At 60.5% G+C, this 18,154-nt stretch carries 18 protein-coding genes; 10 read left to right on the top strand and 8 right to left on the bottom strand.

The features are described from left to right. Positions 1-39: 39 nt before the first annotated feature. Positions 40-930: a LysR family transcriptional regulator gene (locus tag ACWHXD_RS02695; protein ID WP_098949719.1), complete on the bottom strand. Its 891-nt coding sequence runs from the start codon at positions 928-930 to the stop codon at positions 40-42. Positions 931-1,083: 153 nt separating this feature from the next. Here ACWHXD_RS02695 and amaB point away from each other — a divergent pair, with 153 nt between their 5' ends. The 9 genes from amaB to ACWHXD_RS02740 all read left to right on the top strand — a co-directional run bounded on the left by amaB (position 1,084) and on the right by ACWHXD_RS02740 (position 12,142). Then, positions 1,084-2,574 (top strand): L-piperidine-6-carboxylate dehydrogenase, encoded by a 1,491-nt coding sequence (gene amaB, locus ACWHXD_RS02700; protein WP_003188096.1) that lies wholly within the window; start codon positions 1,084-1,086, stop codon positions 2,572-2,574. A gap of 144 nt (positions 2,575-2,718) precedes the next feature. Continuing rightward, on the top strand, positions 2,719-4,002 hold the full coding sequence (gene amaA / locus ACWHXD_RS02705; RefSeq protein ID WP_138763134.1) for an L-pipecolate oxidase: 1,284 nt from the start codon (positions 2,719-2,721) through the stop codon (positions 4,000-4,002). A 374-nt stretch (positions 4,003-4,376) separates the two neighbouring features. Further along, positions 4,377-5,513 (top strand): branched-chain amino acid ABC transporter substrate-binding protein, encoded by a 1,137-nt coding sequence (locus tag ACWHXD_RS02710; protein WP_003188098.1) that lies wholly within the window; start codon positions 4,377-4,379, stop codon positions 5,511-5,513. A 219-nt stretch (positions 5,514-5,732) separates the two neighbouring features. Beyond that, a complete protein-coding gene (locus ACWHXD_RS02715; RefSeq protein WP_003188099.1) occupies positions 5,733-6,647 on the top strand; it encodes an ABC transporter permease subunit in 915 nt (304 codons plus the stop codon). Between the two features lie 2 nt (positions 6,648-6,649). After that, positions 6,650-7,927, top strand: a complete 1,278-nt coding sequence (livM, locus tag ACWHXD_RS02720) for a high-affinity branched-chain amino acid ABC transporter permease LivM (RefSeq protein WP_003188100.1) — start codon at positions 6,650-6,652, stop codon at positions 7,925-7,927. Further along, on the top strand, positions 7,924-8,799 hold the full coding sequence (locus tag ACWHXD_RS02725) for an ABC transporter ATP-binding protein (protein WP_003188102.1): 876 nt from the start codon (positions 7,924-7,926) through the stop codon (positions 8,797-8,799). Before livM ends, ACWHXD_RS02725 begins: the two co-directional genes overlap by 4 nt. After that, a complete protein-coding gene (locus ACWHXD_RS02730; RefSeq protein WP_003188103.1) occupies positions 8,796-9,512 on the top strand; it encodes an ABC transporter ATP-binding protein in 717 nt (238 codons plus the stop codon). The genes ACWHXD_RS02725 and ACWHXD_RS02730 overlap by 4 nt, the downstream gene beginning before the upstream one ends. A gap of 784 nt (positions 9,513-10,296) precedes the next feature. After that, positions 10,297-11,064, top strand: a complete 768-nt coding sequence (locus ACWHXD_RS02735; protein WP_005784288.1) for an SDR family oxidoreductase — start codon at positions 10,297-10,299, stop codon at positions 11,062-11,064. 172 nt (positions 11,065-11,236) lie between these two features. Next, positions 11,237-12,142 carry a cation diffusion facilitator family transporter gene (locus ACWHXD_RS02740; protein WP_003188105.1) on the top strand — a complete coding sequence of 302 codons (906 nt, stop codon included), beginning with the start codon at positions 11,237-11,239 and terminating at the stop codon, positions 12,140-12,142. A gap of 109 nt (positions 12,143-12,251) precedes the next feature. Here ACWHXD_RS02740 and ACWHXD_RS02745 read toward each other — a convergent pair whose 3' ends face one another. The 5 genes from ACWHXD_RS02745 to ureE form a co-directional block, all read right to left on the bottom strand. Continuing rightward, the gene (locus tag ACWHXD_RS02745; protein WP_032893803.1) at positions 12,252-13,361 is read right to left on the bottom strand and encodes an AGE family epimerase/isomerase; all 1,110 of its coding nucleotides are present in this window, start codon (positions 13,359-13,361) and stop codon (positions 12,252-12,254) included. Between the two features lie 176 nt (positions 13,362-13,537). Continuing rightward, the gene (locus ACWHXD_RS02750; protein WP_003188108.1) at positions 13,538-14,110 is read right to left on the bottom strand and encodes a HupE/UreJ family protein; all 573 of its coding nucleotides are present in this window, start codon (positions 14,108-14,110) and stop codon (positions 13,538-13,540) included. A 22-nt stretch (positions 14,111-14,132) separates the two neighbouring features. Beyond that, positions 14,133-14,747, bottom strand: a complete 615-nt coding sequence (gene ureG, locus ACWHXD_RS02755) for an urease accessory protein UreG (protein WP_003188109.1) — start codon at positions 14,745-14,747, stop codon at positions 14,133-14,135. Positions 14,748-14,761: 14 nt separating this feature from the next. After that, on the bottom strand, positions 14,762-15,436 hold the full coding sequence (locus ACWHXD_RS02760; RefSeq protein ID WP_098949715.1) for an urease accessory protein UreF: 675 nt from the start codon (positions 15,434-15,436) through the stop codon (positions 14,762-14,764). Then, positions 15,433-15,933 carry an urease accessory protein UreE gene (gene ureE / locus ACWHXD_RS02765; RefSeq protein WP_003188112.1) on the bottom strand — a complete coding sequence of 167 codons (501 nt, stop codon included), beginning with the start codon at positions 15,931-15,933 and terminating at the stop codon, positions 15,433-15,435. Before ureE ends, ACWHXD_RS02760 begins: the two co-directional genes overlap by 4 nt. A 340-nt stretch (positions 15,934-16,273) precedes the next feature. On the opposite strand from ureE, the gene ACWHXD_RS02770 reads away from it, so the two are divergent. Next, entirely contained in the window at positions 16,274-16,780 is a 507-nt protein-coding gene (locus ACWHXD_RS02770) for a C40 family peptidase (RefSeq protein ID WP_056782773.1), read from the top strand. Positions 16,781-16,785: 5 nt separating this feature from the next. Here the strand turns inward: ACWHXD_RS02770 and ACWHXD_RS02775 are convergent, their stop codons facing one another. Both ACWHXD_RS02775 and ACWHXD_RS02780 read right to left on the bottom strand, forming a co-directional pair. After that, on the bottom strand, positions 16,786-17,418 hold the full coding sequence (locus ACWHXD_RS02775) for a TetR family transcriptional regulator (RefSeq protein WP_032893801.1): 633 nt from the start codon (positions 17,416-17,418) through the stop codon (positions 16,786-16,788). 151 nt (positions 17,419-17,569) lie between these two features. After that, positions 17,570-17,890: a hypothetical protein gene (locus ACWHXD_RS02780; protein WP_003188116.1), complete on the bottom strand. Its 321-nt coding sequence runs from the start codon at positions 17,888-17,890 to the stop codon at positions 17,570-17,572. Positions 17,891-18,154 lie beyond the last annotated feature (264 nt).

Consider the following 18,154-nt stretch of genomic DNA (forward strand, 5'->3'; position numbering starts at 1 on the left):
TGGGAGCTGGCTTGCCTGCGATGGCGGTTTTCCAGGCGCCTAAATAACCTGCTCCATCATCCACTTCACAAACTCGCGCACCTTGGGCACCTCCGCAGAATGCTCAGGATACGCCAGGTAATAAGCATCCTGGCTTGGCATCCCATACTGCCAGGGAATCACCAACTTGCCCTCGGCCAATTCTTCCTCCACCAGAAAACGCGGCAACAACGCCACGCCACACCCGACCTGCGCCGCACGAATGCACATATAGAACGTGTCGAACCGCGGCCCATGGTAGCTGTGCTCGGTATGAAAGCCCTGGCTGGCGAACCAGTCATGCCAGCCCTGAGGCCGCGAGGCGTTTTGCAGCAGCACCAACTCGCTCAGTTGCGTGGGGTCGGTGAAGGGTTCGGCGGGGAGGCTCTCGGGCGCACACACCGGTACCAGCTCTTCACTGAACAATTTCAGGCTCTCGGTGCCGGGACGTGCGCCCTGGCCGAAGTAGAACGCCATGTCGGCCTTGCCTTGCAGTAACTCGTCCGGGTCCTGTTCATTGCACAGGTCCAGGTGGATCTGCGGGTGACGCAAACGCCATCCCTTGAGGCGCGGCACCAGCCAGCGTGCGCCGAAGGTGTAGGGCGTGGACACACGCAGCACTTCGGTTTCGCCGCCGTAGGAGCGCAGGTAGTGGGTAGACATCTCTACCTGGGTGAGGATCTTGCGCACTTCCACCAGGTACAGGTCGCCCGCCGGGGTCATCTGCAAGCGGCGGCGCACGCGGCGAAACAGCAGGTGTTGCAACAGTTCTTCCAGCTGCGCCACCTGTTTGCTCACCGCGCTTTGGGTGAGGTTCAGTTCCTCGGCGGCGCGGGTGAAGCTCAGGTGGCGGGTGGCCGCTTCGAAACACTGCAGGGCGGTGATCGAGGGCAAATGTCTTTTGTTCAGCACGGCATGCCTCTTCTTATTCTTTGCATGAATAAAGGGAATGATATCTCGCCTAATCGTCGTTTGTTGGCAAGTCTTGGGCCAGCTACAAATAGGGCCAGGATCGCCGTGCGTATTGCGGCGCGAATTTTTGTATGCAGATTGAAGGAGTGACCCATGGTTGCCGCATTGCTTGATCGTCTCGGGGTAAACCCGGCGCTGTACCAGGCCGGGAAACAACCCGTGCATTCACCGATTGATGGCAGCCGTATCGGCAGTGTCCATTGGGAAGGGGCCGCCGAGGTGGAGCAACAGGTCAGTCGCGCCGAGCATGCATTCGAAGCCTGGCGCAAGGTGCCGGCACCGCGACGTGGCGAGCTGGTGCGCCAGTTCGGCGACGTATTGCGCGAATACAAGGCCGACCTGGGTGAACTCGTTTCCTGGGAAGCCGGCAAGATCACCCAGGAAGGCTTGGGGGAAGTGCAGGAAATGATCGACATCTGCGACTTCGCCGTCGGCCTGTCGCGCCAGCTGTACGGCTTGACCATCGCCTCCGAGCGCCCAGGCCACCATATGCGTGAAACCTGGCACCCGCTGGGCGTGGTCGGCGTGATCAGCGCCTTCAACTTCCCCGTGGCCGTGTGGGCGTGGAACACTGCGCTGGCCTTGGTGTGCGGCAACGCGGTGATCTGGAAACCGTCGGAAAAGACCCCGCTCACCGCACTGGCCTGCCAGGCCCTGTTCGAGCGCGTGCTGAAGAAGTTCGACGGTGCTCCCGAGTACCTCAGCCAAGTGATCATCGGCGGCCGCGACGCCGGCGCTGCGCTGGTGGATGACCCGCGCGTCGCCCTGATCAGCGCCACCGGCAGCACGCGTATGGGCCGTGAAGTGGCACCCAAAGTCGCCGCGCGTTTTGCCCGCAGTATCCTCGAACTGGGCGGCAACAACGCGATGATCCTCGGCCCAAGCGCCGACCTGGACATGGCCGTACGCGCCATCCTGTTCAGCGCGGTGGGCACTGCCGGCCAGCGCTGCACCACCCTGCGCCGGCTGATCGCCCATGAGTCGGTCAAGGAAGAAATCGTCACCCGCCTCAAGGCTGCTTATTCCAAGGTGCGCATCGGCCACCCGCTGGAAGGCAACCTGATCGGCCCGCTGATCGACAAGCACAGCTTCGACAACATGCAGGACGCCCTTGAGCAAGCCTTGAGCGAAGGCGGCAAGGTGTTCGGCGGCAAGCGCCAACTGCAAGACACATTCCCCAACGCCTACTACGTATCGCCGGCCATCGTGGAAATGCCCGAGCAAAGCGACGTGGTGTGCAGCGAAACCTTCGCGCCGATTCTTTACGTGGTGGGCTACACCGACTTCGCTGAGGCCCTGCGCCTGAACAACGCCGTGCCGCAAGGCTTGTCGTCCTGCATCTTCACCACCGACGTGCGTGAAGCCGAGCAGTTCATGTCGGCGGTGGGCAGCGACTGTGGCATTGCCAACGTCAACATCGGCCCGAGTGGCGCGGAAATCGGTGGCGCGTTCGGGGGTGAAAAAGAGACCGGCGGCGGGCGTGAGTCGGGCTCGGATGCGTGGCGCGGGTATATGCGCCGGCAGACCAATACCGTGAACTACTCGCTGGAGCTGCCGTTGGCACAAGGCATCACCTTCGACTGACCAGACTGATCGTTCCCACGCTCTGCGTGGGAACTCATCCTGTGACGCTCCGCGTCACGACAATGCGGACGCGGAGCGTCCAAGGCTACATTCCCACGCAGAGCGCGGGAACGAGCGGTGGTGAATTCATCCCGGAGTCTGGCAATGGCACTGCGCGAAACATGTTTATGGGAACACCTCACCCCTGGCCGCCCCGACCGGGCCGCGCTCAAGGGCGCGGTCAAGGTGGATGTGTGCGTGATCGGCGCCGGCATCACCGGTTTGTCGGCGGCCATTCATTTGCTGGAACAGGGTAAAAGCGTCGCCGTACTGGAGGCTCATCGCACCGGCCATGGCGGTTCGGGGCGCAATGTCGGGCTGGTCAATGCGGGCCTGTGGATTCCACCGGACGAGATCGAGGCCGGTTTCGGCACGGCGGTGGGCAGCCAGCTCAACCGCATGTTGGGCGCGGCGCCTTCCCTGGTGTTCAGCCTGATCGACAAGTACAACATCGACTGCCAATTGCGCCGTGAAGGCACCTTGCACATGGCGCACAACGCTCGGGGCGAGGCGGATTTGCGCAGCCGTGAGGAGCAGTGGAAGCGCCGTGGTGCGCCGGTTGAGTTACTCACCGGCCCGGCCTGCGAGCACGCCACCGGTACCCGCAAAATCGCCGCCGCGCTGCTCGATCGGCGCGCCGGCACCTTGAACCCCATGGCCTATACCACGGGGTTGGCGAATGCCGCCGTGGGGCTGGGCGGGCAATTGTTCGATCATTCCCCGGTCACCCAGCTTGAGCGCCAAGGTGCCTATTGGTCGGTGCAGACCGCTGAAGGCGCGGTGCAGGCTGCCCAGGTGGTGATCGCCTCCAACGCCTACACCGAAGGCGAATGGACCGAGCTGCGGCGTAACTTCTTCCCCGGCTATTACTACCAGGTGGCATCGGCGCCGCTGACCGATGACGCGGCCAAGCAGATCCTCCCCGGTGGCCAGGGCTCCTGGGACACGCGCCAGGTCCTGAGCAGCATTCGTCGCGATGCCGATGGCCGCCTGTTACTCGGCAGCCTGGGCAATGGCAACCAGAAACCGGCATGGTTTCTCAAAGCGTGGGCCGATCGGGTGCAGCAACATTACTTCCCGTACCTCAAACCGGTGCAGTGGGAATACACCTGGACCGGCTGCATCGCGTTCACTCCCGACCACTTGATGCGCCTGTTCGAACCGGCCCCCGGCCTGGTGGCGGTCACCGGTTATAACGGGCGCGGCGTGACCACCGGCAGCGTGGTGGGCAAGGCGTTTGCCGACTACCTGTGTCACCAGGATCCCCAAGCCCTCCCTATTCCTTTTGCGCCCATGCAACCCCTGGCCGCCGTGGGCTTGCGCAGTTGCCTGTATGAAGCCGGTTTCTCGCTCTATCACGCCGGGCAATGCCTGAGGATCGTGATCTGATCAGCGAAATACCCGTCAGAAACCTGCATTTTCTTAGCAGGCTACCCATCTGTATTGGTGCAAGTCGTAGCAATCACGCACTGTAAATGTGCAGTTCCGTTACGCACGTTGTTACAGCTGTAGGAACTGTCGTTTATGCCTGTGGTTGCAGGTGCGACCTGCCAGGGTTGTACTTTTTTGCAGTGTTGGTTGCACCTGTAGACGCTAGACGGTTGCACGTCCTGGCAAAAGGCGTCGAAACGCCTGTAATAACAATGACACCGTGTCTTTTTGAAGAATAAAAACGTAATGGCACGCGGCTTGCTCTGAGCTTTCAGTGAAAGGTTTGAATGCAAGTTGTCGTGCCAAAAATCAAAAATATCGGAGCACCACTCATGTCCCAGACGTTTTACAAGAAAGGTTTTCTGGCCCTCGCCGTTGCTGCGGCGCTGGGTGTTTCTACGTTTGTTCAAGCTGATGTGAAAATTGGTGTGGCGGGCCCGATGACGGGTGCCAACGCCGCTTTCGGTGAGCAGTACATGAAGGGTGCCCAGGCGGCAGCCGACGTTATCAACAAGGCCGGCGGCATCAACGGCGAGCAGATCAAGCTGGTGGCCGGCGATGACGCCTGTGAACCCAAGCAGGCCGTGGCCGTGGCCAACCGCCTGGCCGACCAGGACAAAGTGATCGGTGTGGTCGGGCACTTCTGCTCATCCAACACCATCCCGGCGTCGGAGGTTTACGACGAAGCAGGCATCATCGCCATCACCCCAGGCTCCACCAACCCACAAGTGACCGAACGCGGCTTGGGCGCCATGTTCCGTATGTGCGGGCGTGACGACCAACAAGGCATCGTCGCCGGCGACTACATCGTCGATGTGCTCAAGGGCAAGAAAGTCGCGGTGATCAACGACAAGGACACCTACGGCAAAGGCTTGGCCGACGCCACCGCAGCCCAGTTGACCAAGCGCGGCGTCAAGCCGGTGCTGGAAGAGGGCCTGACCCGTGGCGAGAAAGACTTCAGCGCCCTGGTCACCAAGATCCGTTCCCTGGGCGCCGACGTCGTGTACTTCGGCGGCCTGCATCCGGAAGCCGGCCCCTTGGTGCGCCAGATCCGTGAAGCGGGCTTGAAAGACGTCAAGTTCATGTCCGATGACGGCGTGGTCACCGACGAACTGGTGTCCACCGCAGGTGGTGCGCAGTACGTCGATGGCGTGTACATGACCTTCGGCGCCGACCCGCGCCTGCTGCCCGACAGCAAGACCGTGGTGGAAGAGTTCCGCAAGAACGGCACCGAGCCAGAAGGCTACACCCTGTACGCCTATGCCTCGATCCAGGCCCTGGCCGCCGGTTTCAACGGTGCCAAGTCCAACAAGGGCGAAGACGCTGCCAAGTGGCTCAAGGCCAACCCGGTTAAAACCGTCATGGGCGAAAAAGCCTGGGATGCCAAGGGCGACCTGAAAGTCTCTGACTACGTGGTTTACCAGTGGGACAAAGACGGCAAATACCATCAGTTGGAAAAGCAGAAGTAATAACGCGACGGCCTGAACACCTTGATCCCTGTGGGAGCCGGGCTTGCCCGCGATGACGGACTTAATGCCAACCCTGTGTTGAATGTGAAACCGCTATCGCAGGCAAGCCAGCTCCCACAGAGGGCCTGGTTGCCTGCTCTATTGCAACAAACCTGTCTTTTCCTCCAGAAGCGCCGCACACCCACCGGTGTGCAGGTGCTCACCGCGTGAGATTGCGTTATGGATGGTATTTTCCTGCAGCAACTGGTCAACGGCCTGACCCTCGGGTCGGTCTATGGCCTGATCGCCATCGGCTACACAATGGTCTATGGCATCATTGGCATGATCAACTTCGCCCACGGCGAGGTTTATATGATTTCCGCTTACCTCGCGGCGATCAGTCTGGCACTGCTGGCTTACTTCGGCATCGAATCCTTCCCGCTGCTCATTCTCGGTACCTTGATCTTCACCGTGGTCGTCACCGGCGTGTACGGTTGGGTGATTGAGCGTGTCGCCTACAAACCGTTGCGTAACTCCACCCGCCTGGCACCGCTGATCAGCGCCATCGGCATCTCACTGATCCTGCAGAACTACGCACAGATCGCCCAGGGCGCCAAGCAACAAGGGATTCCCACCCTGCTGGCCGGCGCCTGGCGCGTCGATATCGGCACCGGGTTTGTACAACTGACCTACACCAAAGTGTTCATTCTGGTCGCCGCTTTTGCTGGCATGGCCTTGCTCACCTACATCATCAAATACACCAAGCTGGGCCGCATGTGCCGCGCTACCCAGCAAGACCGCAAGATGGCCTCGATCCTGGGCATCAACACCGACCGCGTGATCTCCTACGTGTTTGTCATCGGTGCCGCCATGGCCGCCCTGGCCGGCGTGCTCATCACCCTCAACTACGGCACCTTCGACTTCTATGCCGGCTTCATCATCGGCATCAAGGCGTTTACCGCAGCGGTACTCGGCGGCATCGGCTCCCTGCCTGGGGCGATGCTCGGCGGGATCATCCTCGGTATTTCCGAGTCGCTGTTCTCGGGGTTGATCAACTCTGACTACAAAGACGTGTTCAGTTTCTCCCTGCTGGTGGTGATTCTGATTTTCCGTCCCCAGGGCCTGCTTGGTCGCCCACTCGTGGCTAAGGTGTAAACATGTCTGCTGCCAAATCCATTGATATCAAGAAAAGTGTGGTCGATACGGTGCTCGCGGGGCTGATTTCGCTGATCGTGTTCGGCCCGATTGTCGGCGTGGTGCTCGACGGCTACAGCTTCAACCTGGAACCTGCGCGGGTTGCCGTGCTGGTCGCCATCGTCATGGCCGGGCGCTTTGCCCTGAGCCTGTTCCTGCAAACCCCCAAGGGCGTGAAGATCCTGCAAGGGTTTGAGAGCAGCGGCTCCGGCGTGCACGTGCTGCCACCGGACTACAAGTCGCGGCTGCGCTGGATCATCCCGGCGCTGATCGTGATCGCCATCGTGTTCCCGATCTTTGCCAACAAGTACCTGCTCACCGTGGTGATCCTGGGGCTGATCTACGTGTTGCTCGGCCTGGGCCTGAACATCGTGGTGGGCCTGGCGGGCCTGCTCGACCTGGGTTACGTGGCCTTCTACGCCATCGGTGCCTACGGCTTGGCGCTGGGTTATCAATACCTGGGCCTGGGCTTCTGGACGGTGCTGCCACTGGCGGCCATCGCGGCGGCGTTGGCGGGATGCATACTCGGTTTCCCCGTGCTGCGAATGCACGGTGACTACCTCGCCATCGTGACCCTGGGTTTTGGTGAAATCATTCGCCTGGTGCTCAACAACTGGCTGTCGTTTACCGGCGGCCCGAACGGTATGCCGGTGCCGTCACCGACCTTCCTGGGCCTGGAGTTCGGCAAGCGTGCAAAGGATGGCGGCATTCCGTTTCACGAGTTTTTCGGCATCGATTACAACCCCAACATCAAGTTCATGTTCATCTACATCGTGCTGTTCTTGGTGGTGCTGGCCGTGCTGTACATCAAGCATCGCCTGACGCGCATGCCGGTCGGTCGCGCCTGGGAAGCCCTGCGCGAAGATGAAATCGCCTGCCGCTCCATGGGCCTGAACCATGTGCTGGTCAAACTCTCGGCCTTCACCATTGGCGCGTCCACGGCCGGTTTGGCCGGGGTGTTCTTTGCCAGCTACCAGGGCTTCGTCAACCCGTCGTCGTTCACCTTCTTTGAGTCAGCGTTGATCCTCGCCATCGTGGTGTTGGGCGGCATGGGCTCGACGGTCGGCGTGGTGATTGCCGCGTTTGTGCTGACCGTGGCGCCTGAATTGCTGCGCAGCTTCTCCGAATACCGCGTGTTGCTGTTTGGCGTGTTGATGGTGGTGATGATGATCTGGAGGCCGCGTGGCTTGATTCGCATCAGCCGTACCGGCGTGACGCCACGCAAGGGGGTAGCGCCATGAGCAAGGAAGTCGTGCTGTCCGTCGAACACCTGATGATGCACTTCGGAGGCATCAAGGCCCTCAGTGATGTGAGCCTGCAGGTCAAACGCAACTCGATCTTCGCCCTGATCGGCCCCAACGGCGCCGGCAAGACCACGGTGTTCAACTGCCTTACCGGCTTCTACAAAGCCAGTGGCGGCAAGATCGAACTCAACGTACGGGGCAAGCAAACCAACGTCATCCAACTGCTCGGCGAGCGCTTTGAGGCCACCGACTTCGTGTCGCCCAAAAGCTTCCTCAGCCGTGTGTACTACAAGATGTTCGGCGGCACCCACCTGGTGAATCGCGCGGGCCTTGCGCGCACGTTCCAGAACATTCGCCTGTTCAAGGAAATGTCGGTACTGGAAAACCTGCTGGTGGCCCAACACATGTGGGTCAACCGCAACATGCTCGCCGGCATCCTCAATACCAAGGGCTACCGCAAGGCCGAAAGTGATGCGCTGGATTGCGCGTTCTACTGGCTGGAAGTGGTCGACCTGGTGGACTGCGCCAACCGCCTGGCCGGCGAGCTCTCCTACGGCCAGCAGCGCCGCCTGGAGATCGCCCGCGCCATGTGCACGCGGCCGCAGATCATCTGCCTGGATGAACCGGCAGCGGGCCTCAACCCTCAGGAAACCGAAGCCCTCAGCGCGATGATTCGCCTGCTGCGCGACGAACACGACCTTACGGTGGTGCTGATCGAACACGACATGGGCATGGTGATGAGTATTTCCGACCACATTGTGGTGCTGGACCACGGCAACGTGATCGCCGAAGGCGGCCCGGACGCGATCCGCAACGACCCGAAAGTGATCGCCGCCTACCTGGGCGCGGATGAAGAGGAGTTGGTATGAGTGCACCTATCCTCGAAATGAAGGACCTGGACGTGTTCTACGGCCCGATCCAGGCCCTGAAAAAAGTCTCGCTGCACATCAACGAAGGCGAAACCGTCAGCCTGATCGGCTCCAATGGCGCGGGTAAATCCACGTTGCTGATGTCGATCTTCGGTCAGCCTCGGGCCGAGTCGGGGCAGATTCTGTACAACGGCGTCGACATTACCCACAAGTCGTCCCACTACATTGCCTCCAACGGCATTGCGCAGTCGCCGGAAGGGCGGCGGGTGTTCCCTGACATGACCGTCGAGGAAAACCTGCTGATGGGCACCATCCCCATAGGCGACAAGTTCGCCAGTGAAGACATGCAGCGCATGTTCGAGCTGTTCCCCAGGCTCAAGGAGCGGCGCAACCAGCGGGCGATGACCATGTCCGGTGGTGAGCAGCAAATGCTCGCCATCGCCCGTGCGCTGATGAGCCGGCCCAAGCTGTTGCTGCTCGATGAGCCAAGCCTGGGGTTGGCGCCGATTGTGGTGAAGCAGATCTTTTCCACCCTGCGCGAGCTGGCGTCCACCGGGATGACCATCTTCCTGGTGGAGCAGAACGCCAACCATGCGCTGCGCCTGTCGGACCGGGCCTATGTGATGGTCAATGGTGAGATTCGCCTGACAGGCACGGGCAAGGAGTTGCTGGTGAACGAGGACGTGCGTAACGCCTACCTGGGCGGTCACTGACCTAAAGCGGCGCGGTTCCCCTGTGGGAGCGGGCTTGCTCGCGAATGCGGTGTACCAGTATCAGATGTTTTGACTGACACGCCGCATTCGCGAGCAAGCCCGCTCCCACAGTTGTTTTGAGGTGTTCACAAGGCTAGCGCCAAATTGTGGAAAACAAATCCAGCCCACCTCAAAAGCGCGACATATAGCCGCCGCAAATCCCTGTTTTGTCACAGTTTTGACTTGTCCCCATCCACTGTGGAACCGGCTGTGGGTAACGTGGGAGTAGCTGGCTGAAAGCCTTTAAATACGTGGCTTACAGCTCTGTGGTTGTTTTTTGATCAGCGTGTTTTTCACGAGCGCCCCAGGGGTTTGTCAACCTGTTTAAAGACACAGGTATATGAACGAAATAAGTCATTCCTGCCTGTGGATAAGTCTGTGACTAAACTCTGGAAAGACGCGCGCAGGGGCCGGAATGACTGGCCTGGAGCCATCGTTGTGTTTTTCTGCATTTGTCAGCGCCTACATAGGCGCTCCCCCAGGTCAAGAAAAAAACTTTCTAAAACCGCCTGCAACCCTTGTGCACAGCGGCTTTGAGCCATTTGCACTTGCCCCCAAAGACTGTGGGCGCAGTTGTGGATAACCTGCGCGCATATGGCTGCAAGCCACGGTTTATAAGGCTTTGCTAGTATTGATTAAAAAATGACCAGTCGCGCAGGCATGTGCGTGCATAGCGGTTGCCGCAACGGCGGCGTAAGGGCATTCTGCTGGCTGTTTTTTTCCCGATGCCCGCAAGGAGAACACCATGTCCGACACGCTGTTTATCACTGGCGCCACTTCAGGTTTCGGCGAAGCCTGTGCCCGTCGTTTTGCCGAGGCCGGCTGGAAACTGGTACTTACTGGTCGTCGTGCCGAGCGCTTGAACGCCTTGGTCGAAGAGCTTTCCAAGCAGACCGAAGTGCATGGCCTGGTGGTGGATGTGCGCGACCGCAAAGGCATGGAGGAGGCCATCGCCAACTTGCCGCCGTCGTTCGCCAAGCTGCGTGGCCTGATCAACAACGCAGGTCTCGCCGTGGGCACCGACCCGGCACCCAAGTGCGACCTCGACGACTGGGAAACCATGGTCGATACCAACATCAAGGGCCTGCTGACCACCACCAACCTGCTGCTGCCGCGCCTGATCGCCCATGGCCGTGGCGCCGGGATCATCAACCTGGGCTCCATCGCCGGTAACTACCCGTACCCGGGCAGCCATGTGTATGGCGGTTCCAAGGCGTTCGTGAAGCAGTTCTCGTTGAACCTGCGCTGCGACTTGCAAGGCACCGGCGTGCGCGTGACCAATATCGAGCCGGGCCTGTGTGAGAGCGAGTTCTCCCTGGTGCGCTTCGGCGGTGACCAGGCGCGTTACGACGCCACCTATGCCGGGGCCGAGCCGATCCAGCCGCAGGATATTGCCGATACGATTTTCTGGGTAATGAACACCCCGGCCCACGTGAACATCAACCGCCTGGAGCTGATGCCGGTGAGCCAGACCTGGGCTGGGTTTGCGATTGAGCGTGGGGCCAAGGGCTAAGCACCTGCGCGACACACGCTGATCGTTCCCACGCTCCGCGTGGTAATGCCGCCGGGGGCGCTCTGCGCCCCGCTTTCAGTGGCGGCAAATCGGCCAAAATGCGGCATAAGGTACACTGCCGGCCTGAAAACCCACCGCACCCAGCGGTTTAAAGGTTTTGACAGGAGGCAATGTGAGTAACCGAGGTGAGCAGGCACTGCTCAAACAATCGACCATCCTGATGTTCGCAGTCGCGATCGCCGGGATTGTCACGGGTGTGATATCCGGCGCCCAATCCATTCTGTTCGACGGCTTTTTCTCGCTGATCGCCACCGCCATCAAGGTGTTGATGCTGATCACGGCCAAGCTGATCGCCAAGAAAAGCAACGAGCGTTTCCAGTTCGGCTATTGGCACCTGGAACCGATGGTGCTGTTGATAGAAGGCAGTTTCCTGCTGTTGATCGCCATCTACGCGTTCCTCAATGGCGTGTTCGGCATTATCAATGGCGGGCGCGAAATCGAGTTGGGGCTGGTGATCATTTATGCGGCGGTGTTTACCGTCGTGGAGTTCGCCTACTTCTTCTACGTGCGCTATCGCAATCGCACACTCAAATCGTCATTGATCCAGTTCGACAACATCAGCTGGCTGGTGGACGCGATGCTGTCGGTGGGCTTGCTGATCAGCTTCCTGGCGGCGCTGTTGCTCAAGTCCCAGGGCTATGGCGAGTGGGCGGTCTACGTGGACCCGTTGATCCTGATCCTGCTGGCCCTGAGCATGCTGGCGCCGGCATTCAAGATTTTGCGCCCGGCGTTGCGCGAAGTGTTGGGCATCGCGCCGGATCACTTGGACGACAAGGTCCGCGAAGTGATGGACGCGGCGCAGGCCAAGCATGGTTTCGACGACTACGTGTCCTATGTGCAGAAGCACGGGCGTGCACGGTTTATCGAGATTCATGTGGTGCTGCCAGCGGATTACCCGGTGGATAACGTCGCCACCCTTGATGGGCTGCGTGAGGAGATATCCACAGGGCTGGGGGCGGCGGATGCGGCGCGGTGGTTGACGATCAGTTTTACCGGGGATCGCAAGTGGATTGCATAAAGTCTGTTAGACCGAGGTGAGGCTATCGCAGGCAAGCCAGCTCCCACAGTTGATAGTGTTCGCACATTCAAGTGTGGGAGCTGGCTTGCCTGCGATGGGGCCCTACAGGTCAGCCCAGATGCCGGACCAAACCCTGATAGCAAGTCGCCAAATGATAAGGCGTAGTCGAAGGCATATCCCGTCGGCTCACCTTACCCTCGGCATCCAGGCATTCATGCCAACCCTTGGCATGCAAAAAGCGCTGTTGCAGCGCCTGCAACTGACGCTGCAGCACTGCTTCGCTACCTGGCCGCAAGGTCAGTGCCCGCAGGTACTCCGCCTGCGCCCAGATCCGTTGGGTACCGTCGCGCACCGTGCCATCCAGCGCGAGCATGCCGCTGACCGCGCCGCTTAACTTATCCACACCCTTTTGCTCGGCATAGGCAAATGCCCGTGTCAGCGACCCATGCAGCGCAGTGCCGCGCAGCACAGCTGAAGATTCCAGCAAAAAGAACCATTCGAACTGGTGCCCCGGCTCAAACCAGTTATCCACAGCGCCCAACGGTTTCTCCATCATCACGCCGTGTTCGCGGTCGATGAAGCGTTGCTGCATGGCCGTCGCCAGTGCCAGCAGGGCCGCTTGTACCTGGGCGTCCTCACGCACCGCGAGGGTGGCCAGGAAACCTTCGGCCAGGTGCATCAGCGGGTTTTGCAAGGGGCCTGTGTTGAGTGAGGCCCAGTTGCGCTCCAGTACCGCCTCGTACAAGCCGTCGCCGGTGGCAAAGCGTTGGGCGACGACTTCCAGGGCGGCGTTGAGCACCGACTCTACCAGCGGTTCACGCACCTTGGCCCAGTAATGGGCGCAGGCAAAAATAATGAAGGCGTGGGTGTAGAGGTCTTTGCGCTTGTCCAGCGGTTGGCCGGCGGGGTCGATGCTGTAGAACCAGCCACCGTGTTCGGCATCATGAAAGTGCCGTTGCAGGGAGCGAAACAGCGCCGCCGCACGTTCTTCGGCAAACGCCGCGCCGGGCTCGCCGATCAAGCTGGCGAACAGGTACAGCTGCCGGGCGCAGGCCATGGCGCGATAGCGCTGTGGGGGCAGAGGCTGGTGGTCGGCGTTCAGGGCCTCAAAGGGCAGTGCCAAGTCGGCATTCCAGCCCGGGCCTTGCCAGAGGGGCACGATCAGGTCATGGAAGTGCGTGAGCACAGGCGTCAGGGAAGAGGGGGAAGCGATGGGCATTGGCTGGCGTCGTCACGGCAGGGGTGTAGGCGCGCATGGTAGCAGGCTGATCGTTCCCACGCTCTGCGTGGGAATGCATTTTATGACGCTCTGCGTCATGCTTTGGGACGCAGAGCGTCCTCGGCTGCGTTCCCACGCGGAGCGTGGGAACGAGAGGCCCTCAGCAGTGCCGCAAATCAGCCCGCCAGCAACCAAACCCCAGTCGCCGCCGAAGCCGCCCCGGCCACTCGCACCAGTGGCGCTGCAGCCGCAGGCAAAAAGCGCACCACCGCATAACCCGCAGCGTGCAACACGGCAGTCGCCCCCACAAACCCAGCCGCATACGCCCAAGGGCTGGTCATATCCGGCAGTTCCAGGCCATGGGCCACGCCGTGAAACAGTGCAAACAAGGCCGTGGCGCCCACGGCCACGAACAGCGGCGGCCGCACTGCCAACGCTACCGCCAGGCCCAAGGCCAGCACCGATGCTGCAATCCCGCTTTCCAGTGCCGGTAGTTGCAGCCCTTCAAAACCCAGCACGCCGCCGATCAGCATGGTGCCGACAAAGGTACACGGCAGCGCCCAGCGCGCGGCGCCTTTTTGCTGGGCAGCCCAGAGGCCCACCGCAACCATGGCCAGCAAGTGATCGAGGCCGCCCAAGGGGTGGCTGATACCGGCCACCAGGCCATTGTCGCCATGGCCCGGATGGGCGAAGGCCAGGGCCGGGGCGAGCAGCAGCGCGGCGGCGGCGAAAAGTCTGTTGAGTCTCATGGACAGGTTCCTTATGGGTTGATCAGGCGGCGGTCAGCAGGCCCTGGCGTTCGATGAAGGCGACAATGTCATCCAGGCCGACCCCGGTTTTCTGGTTGCTGAACACAAAGGGTTTGCCGTTGCGCATGCGCTGGGTGTCGCTGTTCATCAGTTCCAGCGAGGCGCCGACCAGCGGGGCCAGGTCGATCTTGTTGATCACCAGCAGGTCGGATTTGCAAATACCGGGCCCGCCCTTGCGCGGCAGCTTGTCGCCCGCAGACACATCGATCACATAGATGGTCAGGTCCGACAGTTCCGGGCTGAAGGTGGCCGACAAGTTGTCGCCGCCGGACTCCACCAGAATCAGGTCCAGGCCGGGAAAACGGCGGTTGAGCTGGTCCACGGCCTCCAGGTTGATCGAGGCATCTTCGCGAATCGCCGTGTGCGGGCAGCCGCCGGTTTCCACGCCAATGATGCGCTCCGGCGCCAGGGCCTGGTTGCGCACCAGGAAGTCGGCGTCTTCGCGGGTGTAGATATCGTTGGTGACCACCGCCAGGTTGTAGCGATCGCGCAGCGCCAGGCACAGGGCCAGGGTCAGGGCGGTCTTGCCCGAGCCTACCGGGCCGCCGATACCGACGCGCAGGGGTTGTGTGTTCATGTGCTTCTCCACAATCAGGAACGGAACAGGCGGCTGTACTGGCGCTCGTGGGCCATGCACGCCAGGGACAGGCCAAAAGCGGCGCTGCCCAAATGGTTGGGGTTGATGCGCTCGGCATCCTGCTGGGCTTGTTGCAGCAGCGGCAGCAGTTCGCTGGTCAGGCGTTGGGCGGCTTGCTGGCCCAATGGCAGGGTTTTCATCAGCACCGCCAATTGGTTTTCCAGCCAGCTCCACAGCCAGGCGGCAAGGGCGTCGTCGGCGCTGATGTGCCAGGCGCGCGCGGCCAAGGCCCAGCCAAGGGCCAGGTGCGGTTCGTCGCGTTGGGCGAGAAAGTCACGGGCGCTGTCGTCCAGTTCCGGCAAGCCGTTGAGCAGTTGTTGCAATGAGTAGCCCATCTGGCGGCTCTCCTGATACAGCTCGCGGGTCTCACGACTGGCACGGTGCTCGTCGCACAACTGCGCCAGTTGGGCCCAGTCCTGCTCAGCGGCGGCGCGGCAATGGGCGAGCAACAGCGGCGCTTCGAAACGCGCCAGGTTGAGCAGCAACTGGTCACTGATCCAGCGTCGGGCGCTCGCGGCATCCTGCACACGGCCGTTGTCCACCGCCATTTCCAGGCCTTGGGAATAGCTGTAGCCGCCAATCGGCAATTGCGGACTGGCCAGGCGTAGCAGCGCCCAGGCTGGGTTCATAGACGCACGCCGAACTGATGCAGCTTGGGCGCGTAGTTGAAGTCTTCATCGCCATGGCGTGAATGATGATGGCCACCGCCATAGGCGCCGTGCTCGGGTTGAAATGGCGCTTCTATGGTCTGCGCATCGGCGCCTAGCTGTTCAAGCATGGCCTTGAGCACGTAGTCATCGAGCAGGCGCAGCCAGCCGTCACCGACTTGCAGGGCCACATGGCGGTTGCCCAGGTGATACGCGGCGCGGGTCAGCTCAAAGGCATTGCGGCAGGTGACGTGCAGCAGTTGTTCAGGACGGGCGCACACCCGTACGACGCGTCCGTCTTCTGCCTGTAGGAATTCACCATCGTGCAAGGGCGGCTGGCCCCGCTCCAAAAACAGGCCGACGTCTTCACCGTCGGCACTGAAACAGCGCAGGCGGCTTTTGCTGCGGGCTTCGAAGTTGAGCAGCAACTCGGCGGCCCAGAGGGCTTGGGGGGCGATTCGGCGGTGTATCACCAGCATCAGAGAGCTTCCAGCTGTGAGCGATGAAAGACCTAGAGCAAGGGGCTTGCCAATCATGGAATTGAGTAGGAATTCCCTGTAGTCAGGCAGGCATGCTGCTCAATAGGGCGTCGGATAATTCGGTGCGTGTATCAATTTGGTGCGTATCGGATGTTTATAGCACCGGCGAAGGGCGTTTTGCGTTGATGGTGGCGCTCAGCTTGATGAAATTTCTTTCATCTTTTTCTCGGTAGGCGGTTTTTAGGATTTGTCCTACGAATCATGAGGATTTGGAGTTCATGAGATTACCTGCGGGTTCTTTAGGCTATGCGCCCTGTTTAATGCCACCGCGACGTTTATCATGCTTCGATCAATTTTCTGTATATGCCTGGTCAGCCTGACCTTCTTTATTTCATCGGCATCGGCCAACTTTCAGCCCCGCGCCACCTTCGGTTCGTCGCTGCAAAGTATCAAGCCAGCTTCTATCGACGACGTGATCGATCGCGCCCATGAGTTGCTGGGCACGCCCTACAAGTGGGGCGGCACTTCTGCAGAGCAGGGCTTTGATTGCAGCAGCTTCCTGGTGTACCTGTTCAAGACCCAGGCCAATATCCAGATACCGCGCACCACCACGGCCATGCACCGCTCATCGGCGGCGACCATCAAGCGCAATGCGTTGAAGCCAGGGGATGCGGTGTTTTTCAAAGGCAACGGGCGCGGCCAGGTCAGCCATGTCGGCCTTTATATCGGCCAAGGCAAATTCATCCATTCGCCGCGCACCGGCAAAACCATTCGTATCGATTCATTGAGCAATAGCTATTGGAACAAGCACTACACCACGGCCAAGCGTTTCCACACGGCGGGTTGATTGCTTTATTCGGTGCTGCCCAGCCCTTGCCAATGCTTGAGGCCGATAAAGATAAAGCGCAGTTGTTGGGTGATTTTCGCCTGGGGCGTGAGGTGGGCCGGCAAGGCGTGGGCCGGTGGGTCGATGATATCGGGCAGGGTGGCGAACACGCTCTTGACGATCAGGTCGGCCATCACATGCAAACCTTCCGCATCCAGGTGCTGCAACTTGGGCATCAACGTCAGGTCGGCGGCCAGGTCGCGTGTGATGTCTTCGCGCAGGGCGGCGATGGCTTGGCGCACGGCCAGGCAGCCGCCGTACTGTTCGCGGGCCAGAAACAGAAATTGCGAACGGTTGGCCGAGACCACATCGAGAAAGATGCGCACCGAGGCATCGATGATGCCGCCCATCACGAATTCGTTGTGGCGCACCAGGCGGATCGTGGCGCGGAAGGTCTGGCCGACTTCGCTGACCAATACCAGCCCAAGTTGGTCCATATCGGCGAAATGGCGATAGAAACCGGTGGGCACGATACCCGCGGCCTTGGCCACTTCGCGCAGGCTCAGGCTGCCAAACCCACGGCCACACTCCATCAGATGGCGGGCTGCGTCCATCAGGGCGAGGCGGGTCTGTTGCTTTTGTTCGGCGCGGGGCAGCATGAGCGGATGAGCTTTGTCGGCAAGTACAGCGACGCACTCTAGCAAAAGCGCTTTGCCGGCGTCGAACTTGGCAGGGGCGGGGCGTGACGCGGTCTATATAAAAGCAAAAGCCCGATCGGCAGATCGGGCTTTTTTCTGGGCCACCACAGGCTTAGCTCTGTGCTTGATGCAGTTCTTGCAGACGGTCGGCACCGCCTTCAGCAACGCCTTCGGTGTAGGCGCGTTTGTTGGCTTGTTCAGCACCGCCTTCAACCAGACCTTTCTCTTGCAGGCGGTTGTAGCCATTTTCAGCCACGGCGCCTTTGGCGTAGTCACGGTTTTCGTCTTCTTGCGAACCGCTGCGAGCTACGGTTTGGCTGGTTTGCACGGCTTGGGCTTTGTTCTGTGGGGTGGCCTGTTCGGCGGCTGGCAGGGCAAAAGCGCTGGAAGCCAGGACAGATAACAGAACAGTAGCGAGTAATTGGCGTTTCATGATGGTTGCTCCTTGGGAGGGCGATAAAGTGGGTACAGGGCTAATGTTACCCTTGATAAGTCGATATAAAAGTTCATAAACACAATGGTAATAATCAACAGAATTGATTGTTCTCGCCGGAGGCTCTAGACCGAGCCTCTCAAGCCCGCGGCTTTGCACCGATGTGGGTATTTTCGACACGAACCTGGGTAACAATGGTGCGTCATCGATGGGGGAAATTGTCTGGTTGATCAGGAAAATCGCTTTTTTCGGCTAAATCCGCCG

It is taken from the genome of Pseudomonas fjordensis (assembly GCF_976987115.1).